The organism is Alicycliphilus denitrificans, from assembly GCF_044792555.1.
Taxonomy (GTDB): Bacteria; Pseudomonadota; Gammaproteobacteria; order Burkholderiales; family Burkholderiaceae_C; genus Alicycliphilus; species Alicycliphilus denitrificans_A.
On record NZ_CP126238.1, the window covers coordinates 3,232,156 to 3,251,256 of the forward strand.

General features: G+C 69.9%; 12 protein-coding genes. 4 read left to right on the top strand and 8 right to left on the bottom strand.

The features are described 5' to 3' along the window. Nucleotides 1-40: 40 nt before the first annotated feature. The 3 genes from yaaA to queF are packed head-to-tail and all read left to right on the top strand — an operon-like array spanning nucleotide 41 to nucleotide 2,596. Complete coding sequence (yaaA, locus tag P7644_RS15365) at nucleotides 41-817, top strand: peroxide stress protein YaaA (RefSeq protein WP_404300115.1); 777 nt, start codon at nucleotides 41-43, stop codon at nucleotides 815-817. 18 nt (nucleotides 818-835) lie between these two features. After that, the gene (locus tag P7644_RS15370) at nucleotides 836-1,690 is read left to right on the top strand and encodes a 2OG-Fe(II) oxygenase (protein WP_404300116.1); all 855 of its coding nucleotides are present in this window, start codon (nucleotides 836-838) and stop codon (nucleotides 1,688-1,690) included. Nucleotides 1,691-1,750: 60 nt separating this feature from the next. Beyond that, nucleotides 1,751-2,596: an NADPH-dependent 7-cyano-7-deazaguanine reductase QueF gene (gene queF / locus P7644_RS15375; protein WP_404300117.1), complete on the top strand. Its 846-nt coding sequence runs from the start codon at nucleotides 1,751-1,753 to the stop codon at nucleotides 2,594-2,596. 15 nt (nucleotides 2,597-2,611) lie between these two features. Here queF and P7644_RS15380 read toward each other — a convergent pair whose 3' ends face one another. The 5 genes from P7644_RS15380 to pbpC form a co-directional block, all read right to left on the bottom strand. Next, nucleotides 2,612-4,171, bottom strand: coding sequence for a methyl-accepting chemotaxis protein (locus tag P7644_RS15380; protein WP_404300118.1), 1,560 nt, complete (start codon nucleotides 4,169-4,171; stop codon nucleotides 2,612-2,614). Between the two features lie 150 nt (nucleotides 4,172-4,321). Then, complete coding sequence (gene dinB, locus P7644_RS15385; protein ID WP_404300119.1) at nucleotides 4,322-5,530, bottom strand: DNA polymerase IV; 1,209 nt, start codon at nucleotides 5,528-5,530, stop codon at nucleotides 4,322-4,324. Nucleotides 5,531-5,543: 13 nt separating this feature from the next. Next, nucleotides 5,544-6,476, bottom strand: coding sequence for a DMT family transporter (locus P7644_RS15390; protein ID WP_404300120.1), 933 nt, complete (start codon nucleotides 6,474-6,476; stop codon nucleotides 5,544-5,546). 171 nt (nucleotides 6,477-6,647) lie between these two features. Beyond that, nucleotides 6,648-7,820 (bottom strand): L-lactate dehydrogenase, encoded by a 1,173-nt coding sequence (locus P7644_RS15395; RefSeq protein WP_404300121.1) that lies wholly within the window; start codon nucleotides 7,818-7,820, stop codon nucleotides 6,648-6,650. Nucleotides 7,821-7,939: 119 nt separating this feature from the next. Beyond that, complete coding sequence (gene pbpC / locus P7644_RS15400) at nucleotides 7,940-10,159, bottom strand: penicillin-binding protein 1C (RefSeq protein WP_404300122.1); 2,220 nt, start codon at nucleotides 10,157-10,159, stop codon at nucleotides 7,940-7,942. 128 nt (nucleotides 10,160-10,287) lie between these two features. Here pbpC and P7644_RS15405 point away from each other — a divergent pair, with 128 nt between their 5' ends. After that, entirely contained in the window at nucleotides 10,288-10,704 is a 417-nt protein-coding gene (locus tag P7644_RS15405; protein ID WP_404300123.1) for a hypothetical protein, read from the top strand. A 270-nt stretch (nucleotides 10,705-10,974) separates the two neighbouring features. Here the strand turns inward: P7644_RS15405 and P7644_RS15410 are convergent, their stop codons facing one another. The 3 genes from P7644_RS15410 to P7644_RS15420 all read right to left on the bottom strand — a co-directional run bounded on the left by P7644_RS15410 (nucleotide 10,975) and on the right by P7644_RS15420 (nucleotide 19,079). Further along, nucleotides 10,975-12,081: a metallophosphoesterase gene (locus tag P7644_RS15410; protein WP_404300124.1), complete on the bottom strand. Its 1,107-nt coding sequence runs from the start codon at nucleotides 12,079-12,081 to the stop codon at nucleotides 10,975-10,977. 70 nt (nucleotides 12,082-12,151) lie between these two features. Further along, nucleotides 12,152-18,067: an MG2 domain-containing protein gene (locus P7644_RS15415; protein ID WP_404303226.1), complete on the bottom strand. Its 5,916-nt coding sequence runs from the start codon at nucleotides 18,065-18,067 to the stop codon at nucleotides 12,152-12,154. Nucleotides 18,068-18,104: 37 nt separating this feature from the next. Continuing rightward, the gene (locus P7644_RS15420) at nucleotides 18,105-19,079 is read right to left on the bottom strand and encodes a Bug family tripartite tricarboxylate transporter substrate binding protein (protein WP_404300125.1); all 975 of its coding nucleotides are present in this window, start codon (nucleotides 19,077-19,079) and stop codon (nucleotides 18,105-18,107) included. Between the last annotated feature and the right edge of the window lie 22 nt (nucleotides 19,080-19,101).

Genomic DNA, 19,101 nt, shown 5'->3' on the forward strand with positions numbered 1-19,101 from the left:
ATTTGGCTTGAAAAGGCAGCTCGGATTCTGGGAGTCATGGATGCTGTTCCTGCTGTCGCCCGCCAAGTCGCTGGACTACGACACCCCCCTGCCCGCCGGCCTGGCGCACACGCAGCCGGCCTTCATGCCCGAGGCCGGGCAGCTGATCGCCGTGCTGCGCGAGAAATCGCCGCAGGAGATCGCCTCGCTGATGTCGCTCAGCGACCCGCTCGCCGCCCTGAACGTGGCACGCTACGCCGCCTGGCGGCCGCGCTCCACGGCGGCCAACGCGCGCCAGGCCGTCATGGCCTTCAACGGCGATGTGTATGAAGGGCTGCAGGCGCACCAGCTGTCGCTGCAAGACCTGGACTGGGCGCAGCAGCATCTGGCCATCCTGAGCGGCCTGTACGGCGTGCTGCGTCCACTGGACTGGATGCAGCCCTACCGCCTGGAGATGGGCACACGCCTGGCGACGGACGCCGGCGCCAACCTCTACCAGTTCTGGGGCAAGCGCATTGCCGAGCACCTGAACCGGCAGCTGGCGCAGGACGCCACGCCCGTCATCGTCAACCTGGCCTCGCAGGAATACTTCAAGTCCGTCGAGCGCAAGACGCTCAAGGCGCGCGTGCTCGAGTGCGTGTTCGAGGATTACAAGGGCGGGCAGTACAAGATCATCAGCTTCTACGCCAAGCGCGCGCGCGGCCTCATGGCACGCTACGCGATACTGCAGCGCGTCACAACCCCGCGCCAGCTCGAAGGTTTTAACCTGGAGGGCTATGCTTTCGCATCCGGCGCCAGCACGCCAGAGCGGCTGGTATTTCGCCGCAAGGCCCTCTGATCCAGGAGCACGATCACCATGAGCACCTCCCAGACCATCACCCCAGAGCTGCGCCAGTGGATCATCGACCAGGCCAGCGCCGGCATCACCGGACCGGCGCTGATCGAGGCCATGGGGGCATCCGGCTGGGCCGAAGAGGTCGCCATCCAGGCCGTGGAAGAGGTGCTGCGCGCACATCTGGACGCGTTGGCCCAGGACAAGAACCTGCCGCCCGCCCGGCCCGTGCCCGAGCCGGCGATCACCGATTCGCCACTGTTCATCGACGTGGGCGACCGCCAGGTCGAGGTGCTGCTGCAAATGGCCAACCCGCGCGTGGTGCTGTTTGGCAACCTGCTGTCGCCGGACGAATGCCAGGCCATCATCGATGCCGCAGGCGCGCGCATGAGGCGCTCGCTCACGGTGCAGACCGCCACCGGCGGTGAGGAGGTCAACGCCGACCGCACCAGTGACGGCATGTTCTTCCAGCGCGGCGAGAACGAGGTCGTGGCCCGCCTGGAGCGGCGCATCGCGCGCCTGGTGAACTGGCCCATAGAGAACGGCGAGGGGGTGCAGGTGCTGCATTACCGCCCCGGCGCCGAGTACAAGCCGCACTACGACTACTTCGACCCCGCCGAGCCCGGTACGCCCAGCATCCTCAAGCGCGGCGGCCAGCGCGTGGCGACGCTGGTGATGTACCTGAACAACCCCATCAAGGGCGGCGGCACCACCTTTCCCGACGTGCCACTGGAGGTCGGCCCGCGCCAGGGCAATGCCGTGTTCTTCAGCTACGACCGCGCCCACCCCAGCTCGCGCACCCTGCACGGCGGCGCGCCCGTGACCGAGGGCGAAAAATGGATCGCCACCAAGTGGCTGCGCGAGCGTGAATTCAATTGAAATCAGGCTGTAACGCTTGACAGACAAGCGATAAAAGCTATGTTTTCAATAGCAAAACACATGAGTACGCCAGAACAATCCCAACTCGGCAAGGCGTCCGCCTATGCCGACCAGTACGACGCCACGCTGCTGTTTCCGATCCCGCGCCAGGGCAAGCGCGCCGAGATCGGCATTGCCGGCGCCCCGCCCTTCTTCGGCGCCGACCTGTGGACGGCCTACGAGCTGTCCTGGCTGAACCTGCGCGGCAAGCCCCAGGTGGCCATCGCCCACATCACCGTGCCCTGCGAGACGCCGAACATCGTGGAGAGCAAGTCCTTCAAGCTCTACCTGAATAGCTTCAATGGCACGCGCTTTGCCAGCGCTCATGATGTGCGCGCGCGCATCCGCCAGGACGTGAGCGCGGCCGTGTGGCGCGGCGCCGGGCATCCCGGCAGCGTGGGCGTGCGCCTGGTCACGCCGGACCTGTTCGAGCAGGAACGCGTGCACGAGCAGGACGGCCTGCTGCTCGATCGCCTGGACATCGAATGCACGCAATACCAGCCCGCGCCCGAACTGCTCAAGGCCAACCACGACGCGGCCCCGGTCACCGAGACCCTGGTGAGCCACCTGCTCAAGAGCAACTGCCTGGTCACGGGCCAGCCCGACTGGGGCAGCGTGCAGATCAGCTACAGCGGCGCGCAGATCGATCAGGAGGGCCTGCTGCAGTACCTCGTGAGCTTTCGCAACCACAACGAATTCCACGAGCAGTGCGTGGAGCGCATCTTCATGGACCTCTGGCAGCGCTGCCGCCCCATCAAGCTCGAGGTCTACGCGCGCTACACGCGCCGCGGCGGGCTGGACATCAACCCGCTGCGCACCAGCCACCCGCAGCCCATGCCGGCGAATGTGCGCACGGCGCGGCAGTAATCAGCCGGGCAGCGCTCACAGGCGGAACACCGCCAGCGTACGCCCCAGCACTCCGGCATTGCCGCTCATGGCCCGGGCCGAACCGGCCGACTCTTCGGCCAGGGCAGCGTTTTGCTGGGTCACGCGGTCCAGGTCGGTCACGGCCTCGTTGACCTGGGCGATGCCCTGGGACTGCTCGCGCGCCGCCACCCCCATCTGGCCCATGAGCCGGTTCACGTCGGCCACCGCGTCCACCACCTGGCCAATGGTCTGTCCGGCCGATTGCATGAGCTGGGCCCCGCGCGCAATGCTGGCGTTGGAGCTGCCGATCAGGGTCTGAATCTCCTTGGCCGCGCCCGCGCTGCGCTGCGACAGCGCGCGCACCTCGCCGGCGACCACGGCAAAGCCCCGGCCCTGCTCGCCGGCGCGGGCGGCCTCGACGGCGGCATTGAGCGCCAGGATGTTGGTCTGGAAGGCGATGCCATCGATGGTGGCGATGATCTGCCCCATCTGGCGCGAGGACTGCTCGATCTCCTGCACGATGTCCCCCACCTGCGCCACGGCCTGCCCGCCCTGGTGCGCCAGCTGGGCACTGTGCTCGCTGGCGCGCAGCACCTTCTGCGCCGCTTCGGCCGACTGCGCCACGGTGCTGGCCAGCTCCTCCATGGCGGCGGCCGTCTGCTGCAGGCTGCTGGCCTGCGACTCGGTGCGCGCCGAGAGGTTTTCCGAACCCTGGGCGATGTCGGCGGAGATGCCGCCAAAGGCCTCGATCTCGGCGCGCGCATCGCCCACCACGGCACGCACATTGAGCTGCACGCGCTGCAGGCGCGCCATCACCGCGCCCAGCGGGTGCCTGTGCGGCAGGCCGGGCTCCTGGTGCATGAGCTCGCCGCTGGCCATGCTGGCCAGCAGGCGCTCGATGCGGCGCAGCGGCTGGCTCACGCGCATGTGGTAGCGCCCCAGGATCAGTGCCGCGAGCAGCAGCCACAGCAGCGCCTGCAGGGCCAGCGCGGTGGCATCGCTCCAGCCCATCCAGCCCGGCAGCAGCGACACCAGCATCAGCGGCAGCAGCATGCCCGCCAGGCGCAGGGTGTAGCCCGCGCGGTGGAGCTTGTCCCAGTGGTTGCGCCAGCCCAGGCGGCGCACCCCGCCCGCGTGCAGCACCAGCGTGCTGCGCCCGCTCTCGCGCTCCTGTTTCACCCGGGCGTACAACGCCTGGGCCGCTGCCACCTCCTCGCGCGTGGGCTTGGTGCGCACCGAGAGATAGCCGCGCGGCTTGCCATTCTCCATGATGGGCGTGACATGCGCATGGACCCAGTAATAGTCGCCGTTCTTGCGTCGGTTCTTGACGATGCCCGTCCAGCTGCGTCCGTGGCCTATGGTGGCCCACATGTCCTTGAAGGCCTCGGGCGGCATGTCGGGGTGGCGGATCAGGCTGTGCGGCTGGCCCATGAGCTCGTCCATGGAGTAGCCGCTGACGCGGGCAAACGGCTCATTGCAGTGCGTCATCACGCCCTTGGTGTCGGTCGTGGACATCAATAGCTCATTCGCCGGGAAGTCGTATTCGTTATCGGTTACCGGGTGGTTGAGGCGCATGGCGGTGGCTGCAGGGAATGGAGCGAATCCGCGCCTGAATGCAAGCAGGCGGGCTGACTGATTGAAAAACCCAATCGAAATCAGTATAGGAATCGGAAATGACTGTTTGTTGTCGTTTTTGTTACGTTTTGATCCAGGGCAAACAGAAATTCAGAGCAACAGTGGTGCGCCAGCCACACCATCGCCCGCCTGCGCGTCGCCATCCTCCGGCTGCAGCTTGCCCACGCGCACGCCCAAGAGGCGCAGGCGCTTGGTCAAAGGCACGCGCTTCAGGCACTGGCCCGCCACGCGGCGTATGGTGGCGGCGTCCTGCGTGGGCAGGGCCAGCGTCTGGTCGCGCGTGGCGGTCTGGAAGTCCTCATAACGCAGCTTGATGCCTATGGTGCGGCCACGGTAGCCCGCGCGCTGCAGGTCCTGCGCCACGCGCTGGCACAGCTCGGTAAAGATGGCCCCGAGCAGCGCCTTGTCGTGCACCGCGTGCAGGTCGCGCTCGAAGGTGGTCTCGCGGCTCATGCTCACCGGCTCGCTCTCGGTCACCACCGGGCGCACGTCGCGGCCCCAGGCGGCGTCGTGCAGCCAGGCCCCCGTGGACTTGCCGAAATGCGCCAGCAGCCAGTCGCGCGGGCACGCCGCCAGCTCGCCTATGGTGTGTATGCCCTGCGCCTGCAGCCGCTCATTGGTCTTGGGGCCTATGCCGTTGATCTTGCGGCAGGCCAGCGGCCAGACCAGGGCCTGCAGGTCTTCGGGTTGCACGACGGAGATGCCGCCCGGCTTGCGGAATTCGCTGGCCATCTTGGCGATGAGCTTGTTGGGCGCCACGCCGATGGAGCAGGTCAGGCCCGTGGCGTCGAAGATGCATTTCTGGATCAGCCGCGCCAGCACGCGCCCGCCCTCGCGCTGGCCGCCGGGCACCTGCGTGAAGTCGATGTAGACCTCGTCCACGCCGCGGTCCTCCATCACCGGGGCGATGGACAGGATGACCTCCTTGAAACGCTGCGAGTAGCGCCGGTATTCGGCAAAGTCCACCGGCAGCAGGATGGCATCGGGGCACAGGCGCGCGGCCTTCATCAGCCCCATGGCCGATCCCACGCCAAAGGCGCGCGCGGCATAGGTGGCGGTGGTGATCACGCCGCGGCCCACATAGCCCGACAGGCGCGGGAACGCGGCCAGCGGAATCTCGGCCAGGCGCCCGGCATAGGCTTTGACCAGCGCATCGTCCTCATGCCTGCGCCCGCCGCCTATGACCACCGGCAGGCCCGTGAGCTGCGGGTAGCGCAGCAACTCGACGGAGGCGTAGAACGCATCCATGTCGAGGTGGGCGATGCGGCGGGGCGGTGCGGCGGCAGTCACGGCCACCATTGTGGCCCGCGCCTCACACCCCTTGCAGCGTGATCAGCACCAGCCCCACCAGCATCAGCACCATGCCGATCTTCTCGGGCCGGGTGAAGGATTCGCTCAGCAGCCGGCGCGACACCAGGTAGCTGAACACCACCTCCACCATGCCCAGGGTGCGCACCGCCGCCGCGCCCTGCATGGCGTAGGCGGTGAACCAGGCCAGCGATGCGGCCGCGCCCATGCTGCCGGCCAGCAGCGACAGGCGCCAGGCCGGCCACAGCGGCGCCAGGCCCTTTTCGGTGCGCAAGGCCACCCAGGCGCCCAGGCCCAGGGTCTGCAGCGCCTGGGCGATGAGCACGCCCCAGGCGCCGGACAGCCAGGGCGTCTCGGCCCCCAGGGCCAGCGCGGCGCCGCGAAAGCCTACCGAGGCAATCGCAAAGCTGGCGCCGCAGGCCAGGCCGTAGAGCGCCGGCCGGCTGGCCCAGGCCGACAGCGACAGCAGCTGTCCGCGCGGCGGCAGCGACAGCATGAGCACGCCCAGCGTGGCCACCACCATGGCCAGCAGGGCGAGCGGCGTGGGCAGTTCGTGCAGCAGCACGCTGGCGAACAGCGCCACCTGCAGCACCTCGGTCTTGGACAGGGTCACGGCCACGGCAAAGTTGCGCTCGGCCATGGCCAGCAGCAGGAAGGCCGTGCCGGCGATCTGGAAAAACGCCCCCAGCGCAATCCAGCCCAGGTAGGCAGCGCTGAAACTCGGCCAGGCCGGCATCTGGTCCGGCAACCAATAGAGCAGCGCCAGCCACAGTGCGGCAAACGGCAGGCCGTAGAGAAAGCGCACCAGCGTGGCGGGCAGCGTGCCCAGCTCCTGGGTCAGCGTGCGCTGGGCCGTGTTGCGCGCGGTCTGGGCCAGGGTGGCGAACAGCACCACCGGCACCCAGAGCCAGGCGAGCGTGTCAGTAGAAAGAGGCATGGGAGGGCGGCAGGACGGAGGCCCTGGAGCATAGCCAGCGCCGCCGGCGCGGGCCGCGCCCATTGGCGAGGGCCGCCCGAGCGCATGGCGATGGCGCCTGCGCAATTTTGATTAAAAAAGCCTGCAACGCTTATCTAATAAGCGCCTCAAGCTATCAAAACAAAAGCGCTATCAGGCCTGCGGCGCCGTGGGATAGGTGCCGGGCACGAGGATGGAGCGGTCCACGTTCAGCAGCTGGGTATGGCCGCAGAAGGCCATGCTCACGTCCAGCTCCTTGTGGATGATTTGCAGCGCCTTGGTCACGCCGGCCTCGCCAAACGCGCCCAGGCCATAGGCCATGGCGCGGCCGATCATGGTGCCGCGGGCGCCCAGGGCCCAGGCGCGCAGCACGTCCTGGCCGCTCCTAATGCCGCCGTCCATCCACACCTCCAGCCTGCCGCCCACGGCATCGACGATGGCCGGCAGCGCGGCAATCGACGAAGGCGCGCCGTCGAGCTGGCGCCCGCCGTGGTTGCTGACCACGATGGCGTCGGCGCCGTTGTGCACGGCCAGCCGCGCGTCCTCGACCTCCATGATGCCCTTGAGGATCAGCTTGCCGCCCCATTGCTCTTTGACCCAGCGCACGTCCTCCCAGGACAGGCGCGGGTCGAACTGCTCGTTGGTCCAGGCGGCCAGCGAGTTCATGTCGGACACGCCCTTCACATGGCCCACCAGGTTGCCAAAGCTGCGCCGCCGCGTGCCGGCCATGCCCAGGCACCAGCGCGGCTTGGTCATCAGGTTGAGGATGTTCTTCAGCGTGGGCCGCGGCGGCGCCGTCAGGCCGTTCTTGATGTCCTTGTGGCGCTGGCCGATGACCTGCAGATCGAGCGTCAGCACCAGGGCGCTGCACTTGGCGTCCTTGGCGCGCTGGATCATGCGCGCCATGGCGTCGCGGTCGCGCATCATGTAGAGCTGGAACCAGAACGGCGCGCTGGTGTGCTCGGCAATGTCCTCGATGGAGCAGATGCTCATGGTCGAGAGCGTGAACGGAATGCCGAATTTTTCCGCGGCGCGCGCGGCGTGGATCTCGCCGTCGGCATGCTGCATGCCGGTCAGGCCCACGGGCGCGATGCTCACCGGCATCCGGGCCTGCTGGCCCACCATGGTGGTGGCGGTGCTGCGGCCCTCCATGTTCACGGCCACGCGCTGACGGAATTTGATGGCGTGGAAGTCGCTTTCGTTGGCGCGGTAGGTGCCCTCGGTCCACGAGCCCGAGTCGCAATAGTCGTAGAACATGCGCGGCACGCGGCATTCTGCGACCTGGCGCAGGTCTTCGATGCAGGTGATTTTGGAAAGATCGGCCACGGCGGTTCCCCTGTGTTGTGCGTCAACGCTTGCAAACCGTGCATCGTAGTGCCAGGCACGTCGGCCCGGCTTGAAGGCTTTTGTGCAGCGTTTGAAATTTTTGCGGCTCTGGCCGCCTCTCAGCGCCGCACGCCCGCGCCGCGCACCTCGATGTGGACCTGGTCCAGCCGCTGGCCGCGCACGTCCAGCAGCTCCACGCGGTGACGTCCGGGCCAGGGCAGCCAGGCCAGCGCGGCGCCCTGCCCGGCCGGCCTGCCGTCGATGCGCCAGCGCAGCCCCGGCCCGCCCGTGGCCTGAAAGTGCAGGCGCTGGTGCGCGGGCGGTATGTCGGGGTCCAGCGCAATGATGCTGCCCGGTGCCGGCGCCAGGATGCGCGCCGGCACATCAGGATTTGAATGTTTTTGGGCTCCAGCGCTTTGCGTATGTGCGCTGACAGCTTCTTTATCAATAGCAAACACCGCCTGCTGCGTGCCGCGCACAAACCATTCCTGGCGCGCGGCCTCGGGCCTGTCGCCACCGGCAAAGGCCACCTGCTGGCGCAGCACGCCGGCCGGCGGCCGGGGCGCGCGGCTGGGCTCATGCGAGTGCAGGAACTGCATCACGGCGGCCCAGATGGGCGCCGCGCCGCTGGTGCCGCTCACGTCGTGCATGGGACTGCCGCTGGCATTGCCCACCCACACGCCCACGGTGTAGCGCGCCGACCAGCCCAGCGCCCAGTTGTCGCGCATATCCTTGCTGGTACCGGTCTTGGCCGCCGTCCAGAAGCGCGTGTTCAGGACGCTGTCCGCGCCGAAGGTGGGCACGCGCGCGTTGGCGTCCGAGAGGATGTCGCCCACGATGAAGGCCGCCCCCGCGTCCAGCGCCTGGGTGAACGCGGGGCGCGGCGTTGGTGCATAGGCCACGGGGCTCCAGCGCCCGCCATTGGCCAGCGCGCGGTAGGCATTCGCCAGGTGCAGCAGCTGCACCTCGCTGCTGCCCAGCGCCAGGCTGTAGCCGTAGTAGCCGCCCGACTCGGGCAAAGGCAGGCCCAGGCGGCGCAGCTGCTCGAAGAAGGCATCGGGCGTGACCATGACCAGGGTGCGCACCGCCGGCACGTTGAGCGAGGACGAGAGCGCGGTGCGCACCGACACCCAGCCCTTGAACTGGCGGTCGTAGTTCTGCGGTATGTACAGGCCGCCGGCGGTGGCGATCTGCGCGGGCGCGTCGTGCACCAGCGAGGCGGCGGTGAGGCGCCGCTCGGCAAGCGCCTGCGCATACAGGAAGGGCTTGAGCGTGGAGCCGGGCTGGCGCGCGGCCAGCACTCCGTCCACCTCGGCCGCCTGGCTCAGGGCGCCGGACGAGCCCACCCAGGCCAGCACCTCGCCACTGGCGTTGTCCAGCACCACCAGGGCGCCATCCTCCACGTTGCGCCCGCGCAGCTCGCGCAGGTGATGATTCAGCGTTTCCAGCGCCAGGCGCTGCAGCGGCGCTTTCAGCGTGGAGCGCAGGCGCTGCGGCGCGCCGCCCTCCTCCCGCATGGCCCGCTGGCGCAGCAGCTGGCGCGCGAAGTGGGGGGCGATGCCCGCGCTCGCGTCATAGGCGCGGCGCTGCAGGGCGGCGGCGGTGAACAGGTCAAGGGCTTCGCAGTCCGCCCGGCCCTGGCCCATGTCGCGCAGCACGCCGCAGGCGCGCCGCGCCACCAGGGCCGGCCGGGCATTGGGCGCACGCACCAGGGCCGCGGCCACGGCCGCCTCGCGCGCATCCAGGCCATGGGCGGCCTTGCCGAACAGGGTGCGCGACAGCGCATCTATGCCCACCAGCTCGCCACGGAACGGCACCAGGTTCAGGTAGGCCTCCAGGATCTGGTCCTTGCGCCAGAGCCGCTCCAGCCGCTGCGCGGCCACGGCCTGGCCGAGCTTCTGCGTCGCCGTGCGCCCGCTGTTGCCAGCACGCCAGTCCTCGTCAAGCAGGCCGGCGAGCTGCATGGTGAGGGTGCTGGCGCCGCGCGTGCGCTGGTTCCACAGGTTGGCCCAGGCGGCGGCCGATGCGGCGGCCCAGTCCACGCCGCTGTGCTCGTAGAAGCGCCGGTCCTCGCTCAGCACCAGGGCGCGCCGCAGCGCGGGCGACATGTCGGCCAGCGTCAGCCACTGGCCGCGGCGCACCGTGGCGTCGGTGCGCAAGCGCTGGAGCACCTCGCCCTCGCGCGAAAGCACCAGGGTCTCGGAGGAGCGGTAATCGGCGCGCACCGCGTCGAAGGTGGGCAGGGCCAGCGCGGGGGTGGCCGCCAGGGCCAGCGCCGTCACACAGGCGCGCAGCAGCCCGCGCGGCAGGAAAAACAGAAATGCAGATGGCACGGGCATGGACGCGACAGCTTGGCGGCCCAAGGGTACTTCATTGCCCCCAGCCCCTGGACGGCATGTGCAACTGCCCGTAGATTGCCATCACATCTTGATACAGATGTAATTCATTTCGAAGAAAGGAGTCCCTCATGCACCGCTCCCTGTACGGCCTGGCCCTGGCCTGCGTCCTGGCCCTACCCGCCTGGGCGCAAACCCAGGTCTGGTCCGAAGCGCCCAAGACCCAGCGCTGGTCCGAGGCACCCGCGCCGTCCACACCGCCGCCCGCCTCCACCAGCACGGCGCCGGGACGCACCCAGCAATGGGCCGCGCCCACGTACACCCAGCGCCGCTCGGACGCCGACATCCAGCGCCAGGTGGACGCGATCTCACGCGATGCCGAGCGCGGCGCACGCGCCGGACGGGGGTACTGGAATGGCGGACAGGGCGGCGCCCAGGTGCCCGACCAGGCCTGGCGCGAGCACATGGAGCGCAGCCGCGCGCAGGACCAGTTCCAGCGCGAGCAGGACGAGCATTACCGGCGCCAGCGCGAGTTCAACCCGCGCTAACGCGCCGCTGCACCGCGTCGCACCAACGCTGCACCATGGTGCACATGGCGTCATGTGTGGCCACGGCGCCGGCCGCCCCAGGGCCGGTCCGGCATGCAGAGGGTGCCTGGCCCAATGCACAGGCACATGGACTGCAATGCCGCACAGCCCTCGGGGTCTGGCCGCGTATTCACATCCGGTCAGGACCTGCGGGCTACTGTAGGGCCGGCCTGTGACGGCCATGTGACTGCCCGCAAGCCTGCCGGCCAGGCCCGCGCTCAACCCAGGCGATCAGGCTCCGGCATGCGCATTGGCGGCCACGCCAAAGCCTTCCGTAGCCACCTGCACGCCATCGTCGAACACCAGCTGGCGCTCGGGCCAGCGCATGGCGGCCAGCTTGAAGCGGCGCCCGGGCTCTTCGCCGTTGCGGCGCGCCGCCCAGCGCGCACCCACCGAGTAGTCCACGCAAAACACATTGCCGCGCAGGCCGTGCCAGGCCAGCGGCCCCGTGTGGCCGAACAGGTTTTCGGCCTGCGGCCCATGGGCCGCGGCGTCGCCCGCCAGCAGGCGGCGCCAGTAGTGGCCGACGATGACGGCCGGGGCCTCGGCGTATTCGTTCCACCAGGCCACGCGCTGCACGAAACGCCATTTGCCGCCCGCGTAGAACGGCGTGCGGCATTCGCACTCCACGCCCGTGGTCAGTACCTTCAGCGGGTTGACCATGGCCTTGCCCAGTTCGCGCTCGCTATGCGCGCGCAGAAACGGCGGGCGCTGCTGCGCGTCCTCCAGGCTATGGGGCCAATGCTCGCGCTCCTCGGCCATGCGTTGCAGTACGCGGCTGGTGCGCGCCTGCTCGGCCGCCTGATCCTCATAGCGGTCGTAAGTGCTGCGCACATCGCCCGCAGGCGCCATGCTCGCCATGGCAATCTGCGGCGCACGCCAGGCCGCATGCACCACACGCAGGTCGTCGCGCTCCAGAGCAATCGGCAACCGGCCCAGCTGGGTCAGCATGGCCGCCGCATCGTCCTTGGACAGGCGCGCAAACGGCCCGTATTTGGGTTCGTCGGAGGCACGCCGGCTGTCAAAGAACCAGCCCGATCCGTCCTTGGCGTCCTCACGCAGCAGGTTGATCTCGTGGTTGCCCAGGACGCCCAAGGCCTGGCCGCTGGCGAGCATGGGCATGATGAGACGCAGCACCGCGGGGCTGTCGGGGCCGCGGTCGCAGAAGTCGCCGACAAAAACCAGACGGCGGCCTTCGGGGTGATGGCCTTGCGCGTCATAGCCGAGGTGGGCCAGCAACTGCTCCAAGGCCGCAATCTCACCGTGGATGTCGCCGACGATGTCGAGTGGGCCCTCAGGCAGGCGCTGGACAAGGCTTAAGGCTTGGGAATTTGGCATGGGATACGGACGCATGATGCCATGTGAAAGCGATTGCGTGATGGCGCGCCTTGTGCAGACCCTCAGCCCCTCAAGGCAGCACGACCTTGACCCGTGCATTGGGCGACTCGCCGAACATCTCGGGCGCATACAGCGCCTCGACCCGGCTCGCCGGCAGGGCAAAGTCGCCCGCGCTGTTCAGGCGCACGGTGTACTGCAGGGTCACCGTGCCCTTGGGCAGGTATTCGTAGTAGGCGCGCAAGGACTCGAAGCCGCGCTCCTCGAACGCGGGCCAGCCACTGCCTGCGCGCTTTTCGCCCTGGGTGGCGATTTCCGAATCGCGCCCCAGGCCGCTGCCCAGGATGGTGGCGCCGGCCGGAATGGGATCGGTGATGACGACCCAGCTCATGTCGGCCGCGCCCGTGACCTCCAGCGTCACGCGCAGCACGTCGCCGCGCGTGTAGCTGCCCGCAGGCAGGCCCTTGTCGGCCTGCGCTACGGGCGTGACGCTGCGCTTGATGGCATAGCCGGCGCTGAACGGCTGCTGAACCGGGACGGCGGCCACCGACTGCAGCGTGAGCCAGGGCCTGCCCGGCCCCTGGTGCGTAACGCCGAGCTGCTGAGCGCCGCCCCAGGGCAGGAACATGCTGTTGTTCATGAGCATGCCGGGCGCGGCGGGCGCGCCAAACCAGCTGCCCTGGTGCGCGGCGCCCGTGGCGTCGCCGGCCGTGGCGCGCACGACCTTGGCCCAATCCACGCTGGCGGCCTCACTGCCCATGCGGGCGCGCGTGCTGCCGGCCACGGGCGTAGCCTCCAGCCTGGCGCTGAACTGCGCCAGCGCCAGTGCACCCCACAGGTTGGCCGTGGTGGTGCGCCAGGCGCCGCCCTGCTGGCGCGCGATGAGGCCGCTGGCCAGGCGCCCCGGATCGTCCTTCGACGCGGGGTCGTCCAGCATGGCCAGCAACAGGCGTGCGCCATTCACGTCGCCGCCCTGCATCAGCCACCACCAGGCGTCGTCCTGCTCGGTGCTGAAGGCCAGCCGGCTGCCCTGGTAGGACAGGCGCGCGCGCAGGATCTGCGTGGCCTCCTGCAGGCGCTGGGCGCGCTGGGGCAGGTCCGGCATGCGCCTGAGGATGTTGAACCAGTCGATCACCGCATGCGTGGGCCATTGATTCGGCGCGATGGACAGGCTGGTGAGCCAGCGCGCCTGGGCCTTGCCGTAGCGCGACAGGGCCTCTATGGCGGCGAGCTTGCGCATGTCCAGATCCTTGCGCGGGGCCCAGAAGTCGCGCTCTATGCGGCCCTCGACGAAGGCGGCGAGGCCACGCACCAAAGGCGCGCGCGCCTCGGGCGGCAGGGCGAACTCGGGCGACAGGCGCGCCGCCTCGTGCGCCGCCGCCAGCAGGTAGGCGCTGAGCGTGTCGCTGCCACGGTCGGCGCTGCCGCCCTGCGGCGGGAAGTAGTAGGCCAGGCCATCAGCGTCCAGGTAGGTGGGCAGCTTGGCGACTATGGCCTGCCACTGTTTGACGTCGGCCATGCCTATGGCCTTGCTGGCCTGCTGCTCCAGGCAGGCATAGGGGTAGCGCGCCCACCAGTCGCGCACGCCCGGCAGGCCCTCGGCCAGGCTGGGCTGCAGCGCCAGCCTGAGCCCCCCGCGCCCGGGCAGCGCGCCGGCGGGCGGCGCCACGTCCACGCGGTAGGCCGCATCAACCTGCACCAGCGTGGCCTGCTGCACCGTGAGCGGCACGGCCGGAATCAACCGCTGGCTGGCCTTGAGCGCATCGCGGGCGCCGCTGACGGTGTCGCGCGCCGCTATCTCCCACAGGATGGCCTGGGCGCGCGTTGCGCCAAGCTGCGCGGGGGCGGTGACGCTCCAGGCCACCTCGCGCGCCTCGCCCGCGGGGATCTCCACGGTCTGCTTCTCCAGGTTCAACAACGTGGCGCGCGGCGCCACCTCCACCTTCATGGCCTTGGCCGTGGTGTTGCGCAGCGTGAGCTGGGCGCGGAACTGGTCGTCCTCGCGCACCAGCGGCGGCAGGCCGCTGATGATCTGCAGGTCCTGCGTGGCGCGGATTAAGACAGCGCCGGTGCCGAACAGGCCCAGCCCGGCATCGGCCACGGCCACCACCTTGAAGGTGGTCAGCGCATCGTTGAGCGGCACCGTCACCTTGGCCTGCCCCTGCGCATCGAGTTTGATCGCCGGTTGCCACAGCAGCAGCGTGTCCAGCAGCTCGCGCGTGGGCGCGCGTCCGCCGCCGCCGCCCGCGGGAACGGCCTTCTTGCCATAGTGGCGCCGGCCGATGATCTCCATTTGCGCAGTAGATGTGGCCACGCCCCAGGCGCGGCGCTGCAGCATGGCGTCCAGCAGGTCCCAGCTGCGGTTGGGCATGAGCTCCAGCAGGGCCTGGTCCACGGCGGCCAGCGCCACCTCGGCACCCGCGGCGGGCCTGCCGTCGGGCAGCCGCGCTTGAATAGTGACCTGGGCCTTGCCACGCACGGGGTAGCTGTCCTTGTCGGCCTGGACCTGCACGGCGATCTGGTGCGCCTGGTGGCCCACGCGCAGCTCGGCCAGGCCCAGGCGGTAGGCCGGCCTCGCCAGATCCACCATGGCCGTGGGCGCCCGGTATTCGCGGCCCTCGTACCAGAAGGCGTCCCACCACTCGCGCGGCGCCTTCAAGCCCCAGGTGAAGAGGCTGTACCAGGGCACCTCGCGCAGGCGCCCGCGCAGCACCAGCACGCTCACGTAGACGTTGGGTGCCCAGCCCTCCTCGATCTTGACTTCGATGGTCGGGTCCTGGCCCGAGAGCTGCACCACGCGCGTGGCGATGATGCCCTCGCGCTCCACGCTCACCAGGGCCGTGGCCTGGCGGAACGGCATGCGCAGCTGCAGGCGCGCGGTCTCGCCACTCTGGTAGCTCTTCTTCTCGGGCAGCAGGTCGATGCGGTCATGGTCCTCGCCGCCAAACCACAGCTCGCCGCGCCGCGTGACCCAGACGGAGGACGCCGCCTGGGCCTCGTTGCCGTCCTTGTCGCGTGCGGTCACGACCAGCTCCACCTCGCCCGCCTCATCGAGCCTGGCGTCGCACAGCAGCAGGCCGCGCGCGTCGCTCTTGCCGGTGCACAGGGTTCCCAGGTCGCGGGTGGTGGTCTTGTTGTCGTAGCTGTAGAAGCCGCCCACCATGCGCTTTCTGCTGCTGGTGGTGCTGCGCGCAATGGCCTGCACGGCCAGCGGCACACCCGCTTGCGGCCTGCCATCGAGCGACAGGGCCAGGGCCTGCAGGCGCAGGCGCGCGCCGCTGGACACCCAGCCCTCGGCCTTGATGCCCGCCACCACGGCCGCGGGCCACAGCATATGGCTGCTGCGCAGGGTCTGCAGCTCGCCATTGGGGTCGGCGTAGCTGGCCTCCAGCACCAGCTCCTGCGCCTTCGGCGCACGGGGCACCTCGTCGATGACGATGCGGCCCGTGCCGTTCTTGTCCAGCAGGAGCGGCAGCTTGTCGGCGATCACGCGTGCGTCCTGGCTCGCGGCGCCCTCCTCCTCGTCGCCGTGGTCGGGCGCGTCGCGCTTGCGCGCGGGCTGGAAGCCGAAGGCCTCGAAGTCGGCAAACTGCAGCGGCTTGGCGCGCACCATGGCCGACACGCGCACCGGCAGGCGCGCCGCAGGGCCGCCAGACACATAGTTGACCTGCACGTCGGCAGGCACGCTGCGCGCGCGCACCAGGGGCTTGTCGTCCACGGGGGCAATGCGCCCTTCCAGCACCGGCAGGCGGAACTCCTCCACGCGAAAGCTGCCGGACTCCAGCGTGCGCTGCCCACTGCCATCCGCACCCGCGTGCAGCTCCACCTGGTACTGGCCCAGCCTGGCGGCGGGCGGCACGGCGAAGCTGCTCTCGGCGGACAGCCCCCCGGTGGCCGTCTTGCGCCATGCCAGGGCCTGCGTGAACTGCTGGCCGCTGCCCGCATGGGTGATGACCAGGGTATCGGGGCGCAGCCGGGGCAGCGCAAAGCCGCCACCCGTCTGGGTGCGCAGCAGGTGCTTCATCGACAGGGTCTCGCCCGCGCGCAGCAGCGTGCGGTCGAAGAGGGTGTGGGCCCGCTCGTCGGGGCGCGGCGCGCTGCTGGTGGGCACGTTGAAGCGCCAGGGCTCGATGCCGCGCTGCCAGTCGCTCCAGGTGAAGGCCAGCTCGTCCTGCGCACGCGCGCTCACGAAGTAAGCGCTGCGCCATTCGTCATCGTCACGGCAGGCCGGCGGCTCGCTGGACAGGCCCTCGAACCGGGCCACGCCATCGGCGCCGGTGCTGGCCGTGGCGAGCAGCCTGCCGTCGCAGCCGGACACGCGCACCTGCGCGCCGGCCACGGGCCGGCCCCTGTCCAGCGTGGTCACCCAGGCCACGGCGTTCTCGCGCCCGAGCTTGAAGTGCACGCCCAGGTTGGTGACCAGGGCGCTGGTGCGCACGTACATGCTGCGCCCTGCGCCGTAGCGCTCATCGAGCAGCGACCGGCCCAGCAGCGGCGAGGCGATCTCCACCACCGAAAAGCCCGGCGGCAGCGGAATGCCCACCACCTCGAAGGGGCGCGGGTCGTCCTTGGATGCTTGGGGCAGGTCCAGCCTCTTCACGCCGGTCTGGCCTTCGAGCAGGGACAGCATGCGCGTCTGCACCCGCTCGCCATCGCGTGCATCGAGCGCCGCGGGCAGCGGGCCCTGCACGTCACGCTGGGCCTGCTTGCGCTCGATGGTGTGGCCGTCGTAGCGCTGCAGCTTGCGCAGCCAGGCAATGATGTCGGCGTCGCCCTCCGGCCGCAGCGTGCTCACCTTGCCGGCCCCGGGCTGCAGGCCCTGCACGTCCAGCTGCGCCTGCACCTTGCGCAGCGTGACGGGCAGCAGCGCCGGGCCATCCGGCCCCTCGGCAAAGCGCTCCACCACGCCAAAGGGTGCGGCGGCGAACTTGGCCAGCGGCGGCATGGCGCCGGTCGCCACCTTGAGCGGAAAGCTCTGCGCATTCGCCAGCCCGCGGCCCGATGCGTCCTTGAAACCCGCGGGCAGCTCCAGCAGGAATTGCGTCTGCGCCGCCAGCGGCGCGGCGAAGTGCACGCCATTGACCAGGGCGTCGCCGTCCCCCTCGCCATCGACCTTCGGCACCAGCGTCTGGTCGCCGCCCTTCAGGCGTATGTCCTGCGCCAGCTTGCGCGCCACGGGCGCGCTGAACGTCAGGCGCATGGGGCGCACGGGCAGGCAGGCCGACTGGGCGTTCTCGCGCTCGCAGGCAAACTCGGCGGCAAACGGCTGGCGCACCTTGTAGGCAAAGCGCTTTTCCACGGTATTGGCCACGCCGCTGGGCGTGGCCACGCCCTGGCCGTACACCAGCTGCATCTGGCTGCCCGCGGTGAGGCGGCGCCCGCAGGTGAGCGTGGCGTAGCGCAGCGGCTGCCTGGCCGCCGCCTTGTCCAGGTGCAGCGCGCGCAGCAGCTCGGCGCGCTGCGTGCCCTCGACCAGGCGCACGGGCACGCGCTCGCCCACGCCCTCGGCCAGGCACCACATGTGCTGCAGCAGGCTGACCTGGGTGGCCGGGCCATTGAGCTGCAGCACGAAGAACTGCTCCTCGTCGATCTCCTGCCAGGTGCCGGGGCGCAGGCTCTGCACGAACGGGCCACCGGTATTGAATTGATAGCTGCTAGCGCCCGTCAATTGGGCGCCAGAGGCCGATTTGAATCCATTTTTTACACCGACTGTGCAGCGCACGCCGGGCGGCAGGTCCTGGGCAAATTCAAAGACCCACTCGCGCTCGCCGCTCCAGCGGCCCTGGCCCCTGGCGGCATCAAGGTCGCTGCAGGACACGGTGAACGGCGCGCCCGCCTGCGGGTCGCCCAGGCGCACGGCTGCCTCATCAAACCTGGCCACCACCTGGCGCACGCGCGCCACCTCGCCCTGGGGCGACAGGCTGGTCACGGTAAGCGCCTGCGCCGCCCCCGTGGCCAGCAGCAGCAGGGCCGCTATCGCCCCGCGCATGCCAGGTGTCGTCGTCATGCCGGGGTCCGCCGCAGATTCACTGCGGCTTGAAGCCGCTGTCCTGGATGATGCGCTGCCACACCGCCGTGTAGGCCCGCTCGCGCGCGCTGAGCTGCGCGGGCGTCATGAAGCCCACGGCAAGGCCCATGGCGATGAGCTGCTCGCGCACCTCGGGGATGGCAAGCACCTGGGCCAGCGCCTCGGAGAAGCGCTCGATGAAGGGCTGGGGCGTGCCCGCGGGTGCGTAAAAGCCGTAGTACGGCGTGTCCTCGAAGCCGGCCAGGCCCAGCTCGGCAAAGGTGGGCACGTCGGGCAGCGCCGCCTGGCGCCTGGCGCCGAGCACGGCCAGCACGCGCAGCTTGCCGGCGCGGTGGTTCTCGATGAAGTCCTGCACCGAGCCGATGCCGGCCGGTATCTGGTTGCCCAGCATGTCGCCGACCATGGGCGCGCTGCCGCGGTAGGGCACGGCGACCAGGTCCAGGCCGTAGCGCCGTCCCAGCAGCCGGACCAGGAACTCGGGCGTGGAGGCCGGCGCCGGGATGCCCACGGCGCTCTTGCCCGCCTTGTGTTGCTTCACCCATTGCACGAACTCGCCAAAGCTGGCCGCCGGCGTGGCCGCGGGCACGGCCAGGCAGTTGACGAAAGTGGCAAAGCCGCCCGCGGCCATGAAGTCGCGCGCAGGCTCGAAGCCCGGGTTCTTCACCACCTGCGGCAGGATGGAGATGGTGTGGTCGTGCGTAAGGAACAGGGTAGAGCCATCGGCCGGCGCGCTCTTGAGCACCTGGGCGGCGATCTGCCCACCCGCGCCGGGGCGGTTGTCCACCACCACGGGCATGGCGAGCACGTCCTTGAGCTTGTCGGCCAGCAGGCGCGCGATGGCGTCCGAGCCGCCGCCGGGCGGGAAGCCCACCAGGACGCGCAGGGTCTTGGGCGCATCGGCCCGGGCGGGCAACGCGTACAGGGCGCCAGCGGCAAGGGCGCTGGCCAGCAAGTGGCGGCGGTTCAGGGTCATGATGGCTTGCCTATGCAATGGG

What these genes read in the sequence shown, in the direction of transcription:
- yaaA (WP_404300115.1), top strand. Translation starts at nt 41, where the DNA reads ATGCTGTTCCTGCTGTCGCCCGCCAAGTCGCTGGACTACGACACCCCC.
- P7644_RS15370 (WP_404300116.1), top strand. Translation starts at nt 836, where the DNA reads ATGAGCACCTCCCAGACCATCACCCCAGAGCTGCGCCAGTGGATCATC.
- queF (WP_404300117.1), top strand. Translation starts at nt 1,751, where the DNA reads ATGAGTACGCCAGAACAATCCCAACTCGGCAAGGCGTCCGCCTATGCC.
- P7644_RS15380 (WP_404300118.1), bottom strand. Translation starts at nt 4,171, where the DNA reads ATGCGCCTCAACCACCCGGTAACCGATAACGAATACGACTTCCCGGCG.
- dinB (WP_404300119.1), bottom strand. Translation starts at nt 5,530, where the DNA reads ATGGTGGCCGTGACTGCCGCCGCACCGCCCCGCCGCATCGCCCACCTC.
- P7644_RS15390 (WP_404300120.1), bottom strand. Translation starts at nt 6,476, where the DNA reads ATGCCTCTTTCTACTGACACGCTCGCCTGGCTCTGGGTGCCGGTGGTG.
- pbpC (WP_404300122.1), bottom strand. Translation starts at nt 10,159, where the DNA reads ATGCCCGTGCCATCTGCATTTCTGTTTTTCCTGCCGCGCGGGCTGCTG.
- P7644_RS15405 (WP_404300123.1), top strand. Translation starts at nt 10,288, where the DNA reads ATGCACCGCTCCCTGTACGGCCTGGCCCTGGCCTGCGTCCTGGCCCTA.
- P7644_RS15410 (WP_404300124.1), bottom strand. Translation starts at nt 12,081, where the DNA reads ATGCCAAATTCCCAAGCCTTAAGCCTTGTCCAGCGCCTGCCTGAGGGC.
- P7644_RS15415 (WP_404303226.1), bottom strand. Translation starts at nt 18,067, where the DNA reads ATGCGCGGGGCGATAGCGGCCCTGCTGCTGCTGGCCACGGGGGCGGCG.
- P7644_RS15420 (WP_404300125.1), bottom strand. Translation starts at nt 19,079, where the DNA reads ATGACCCTGAACCGCCGCCACTTGCTGGCCAGCGCCCTTGCCGCTGGC.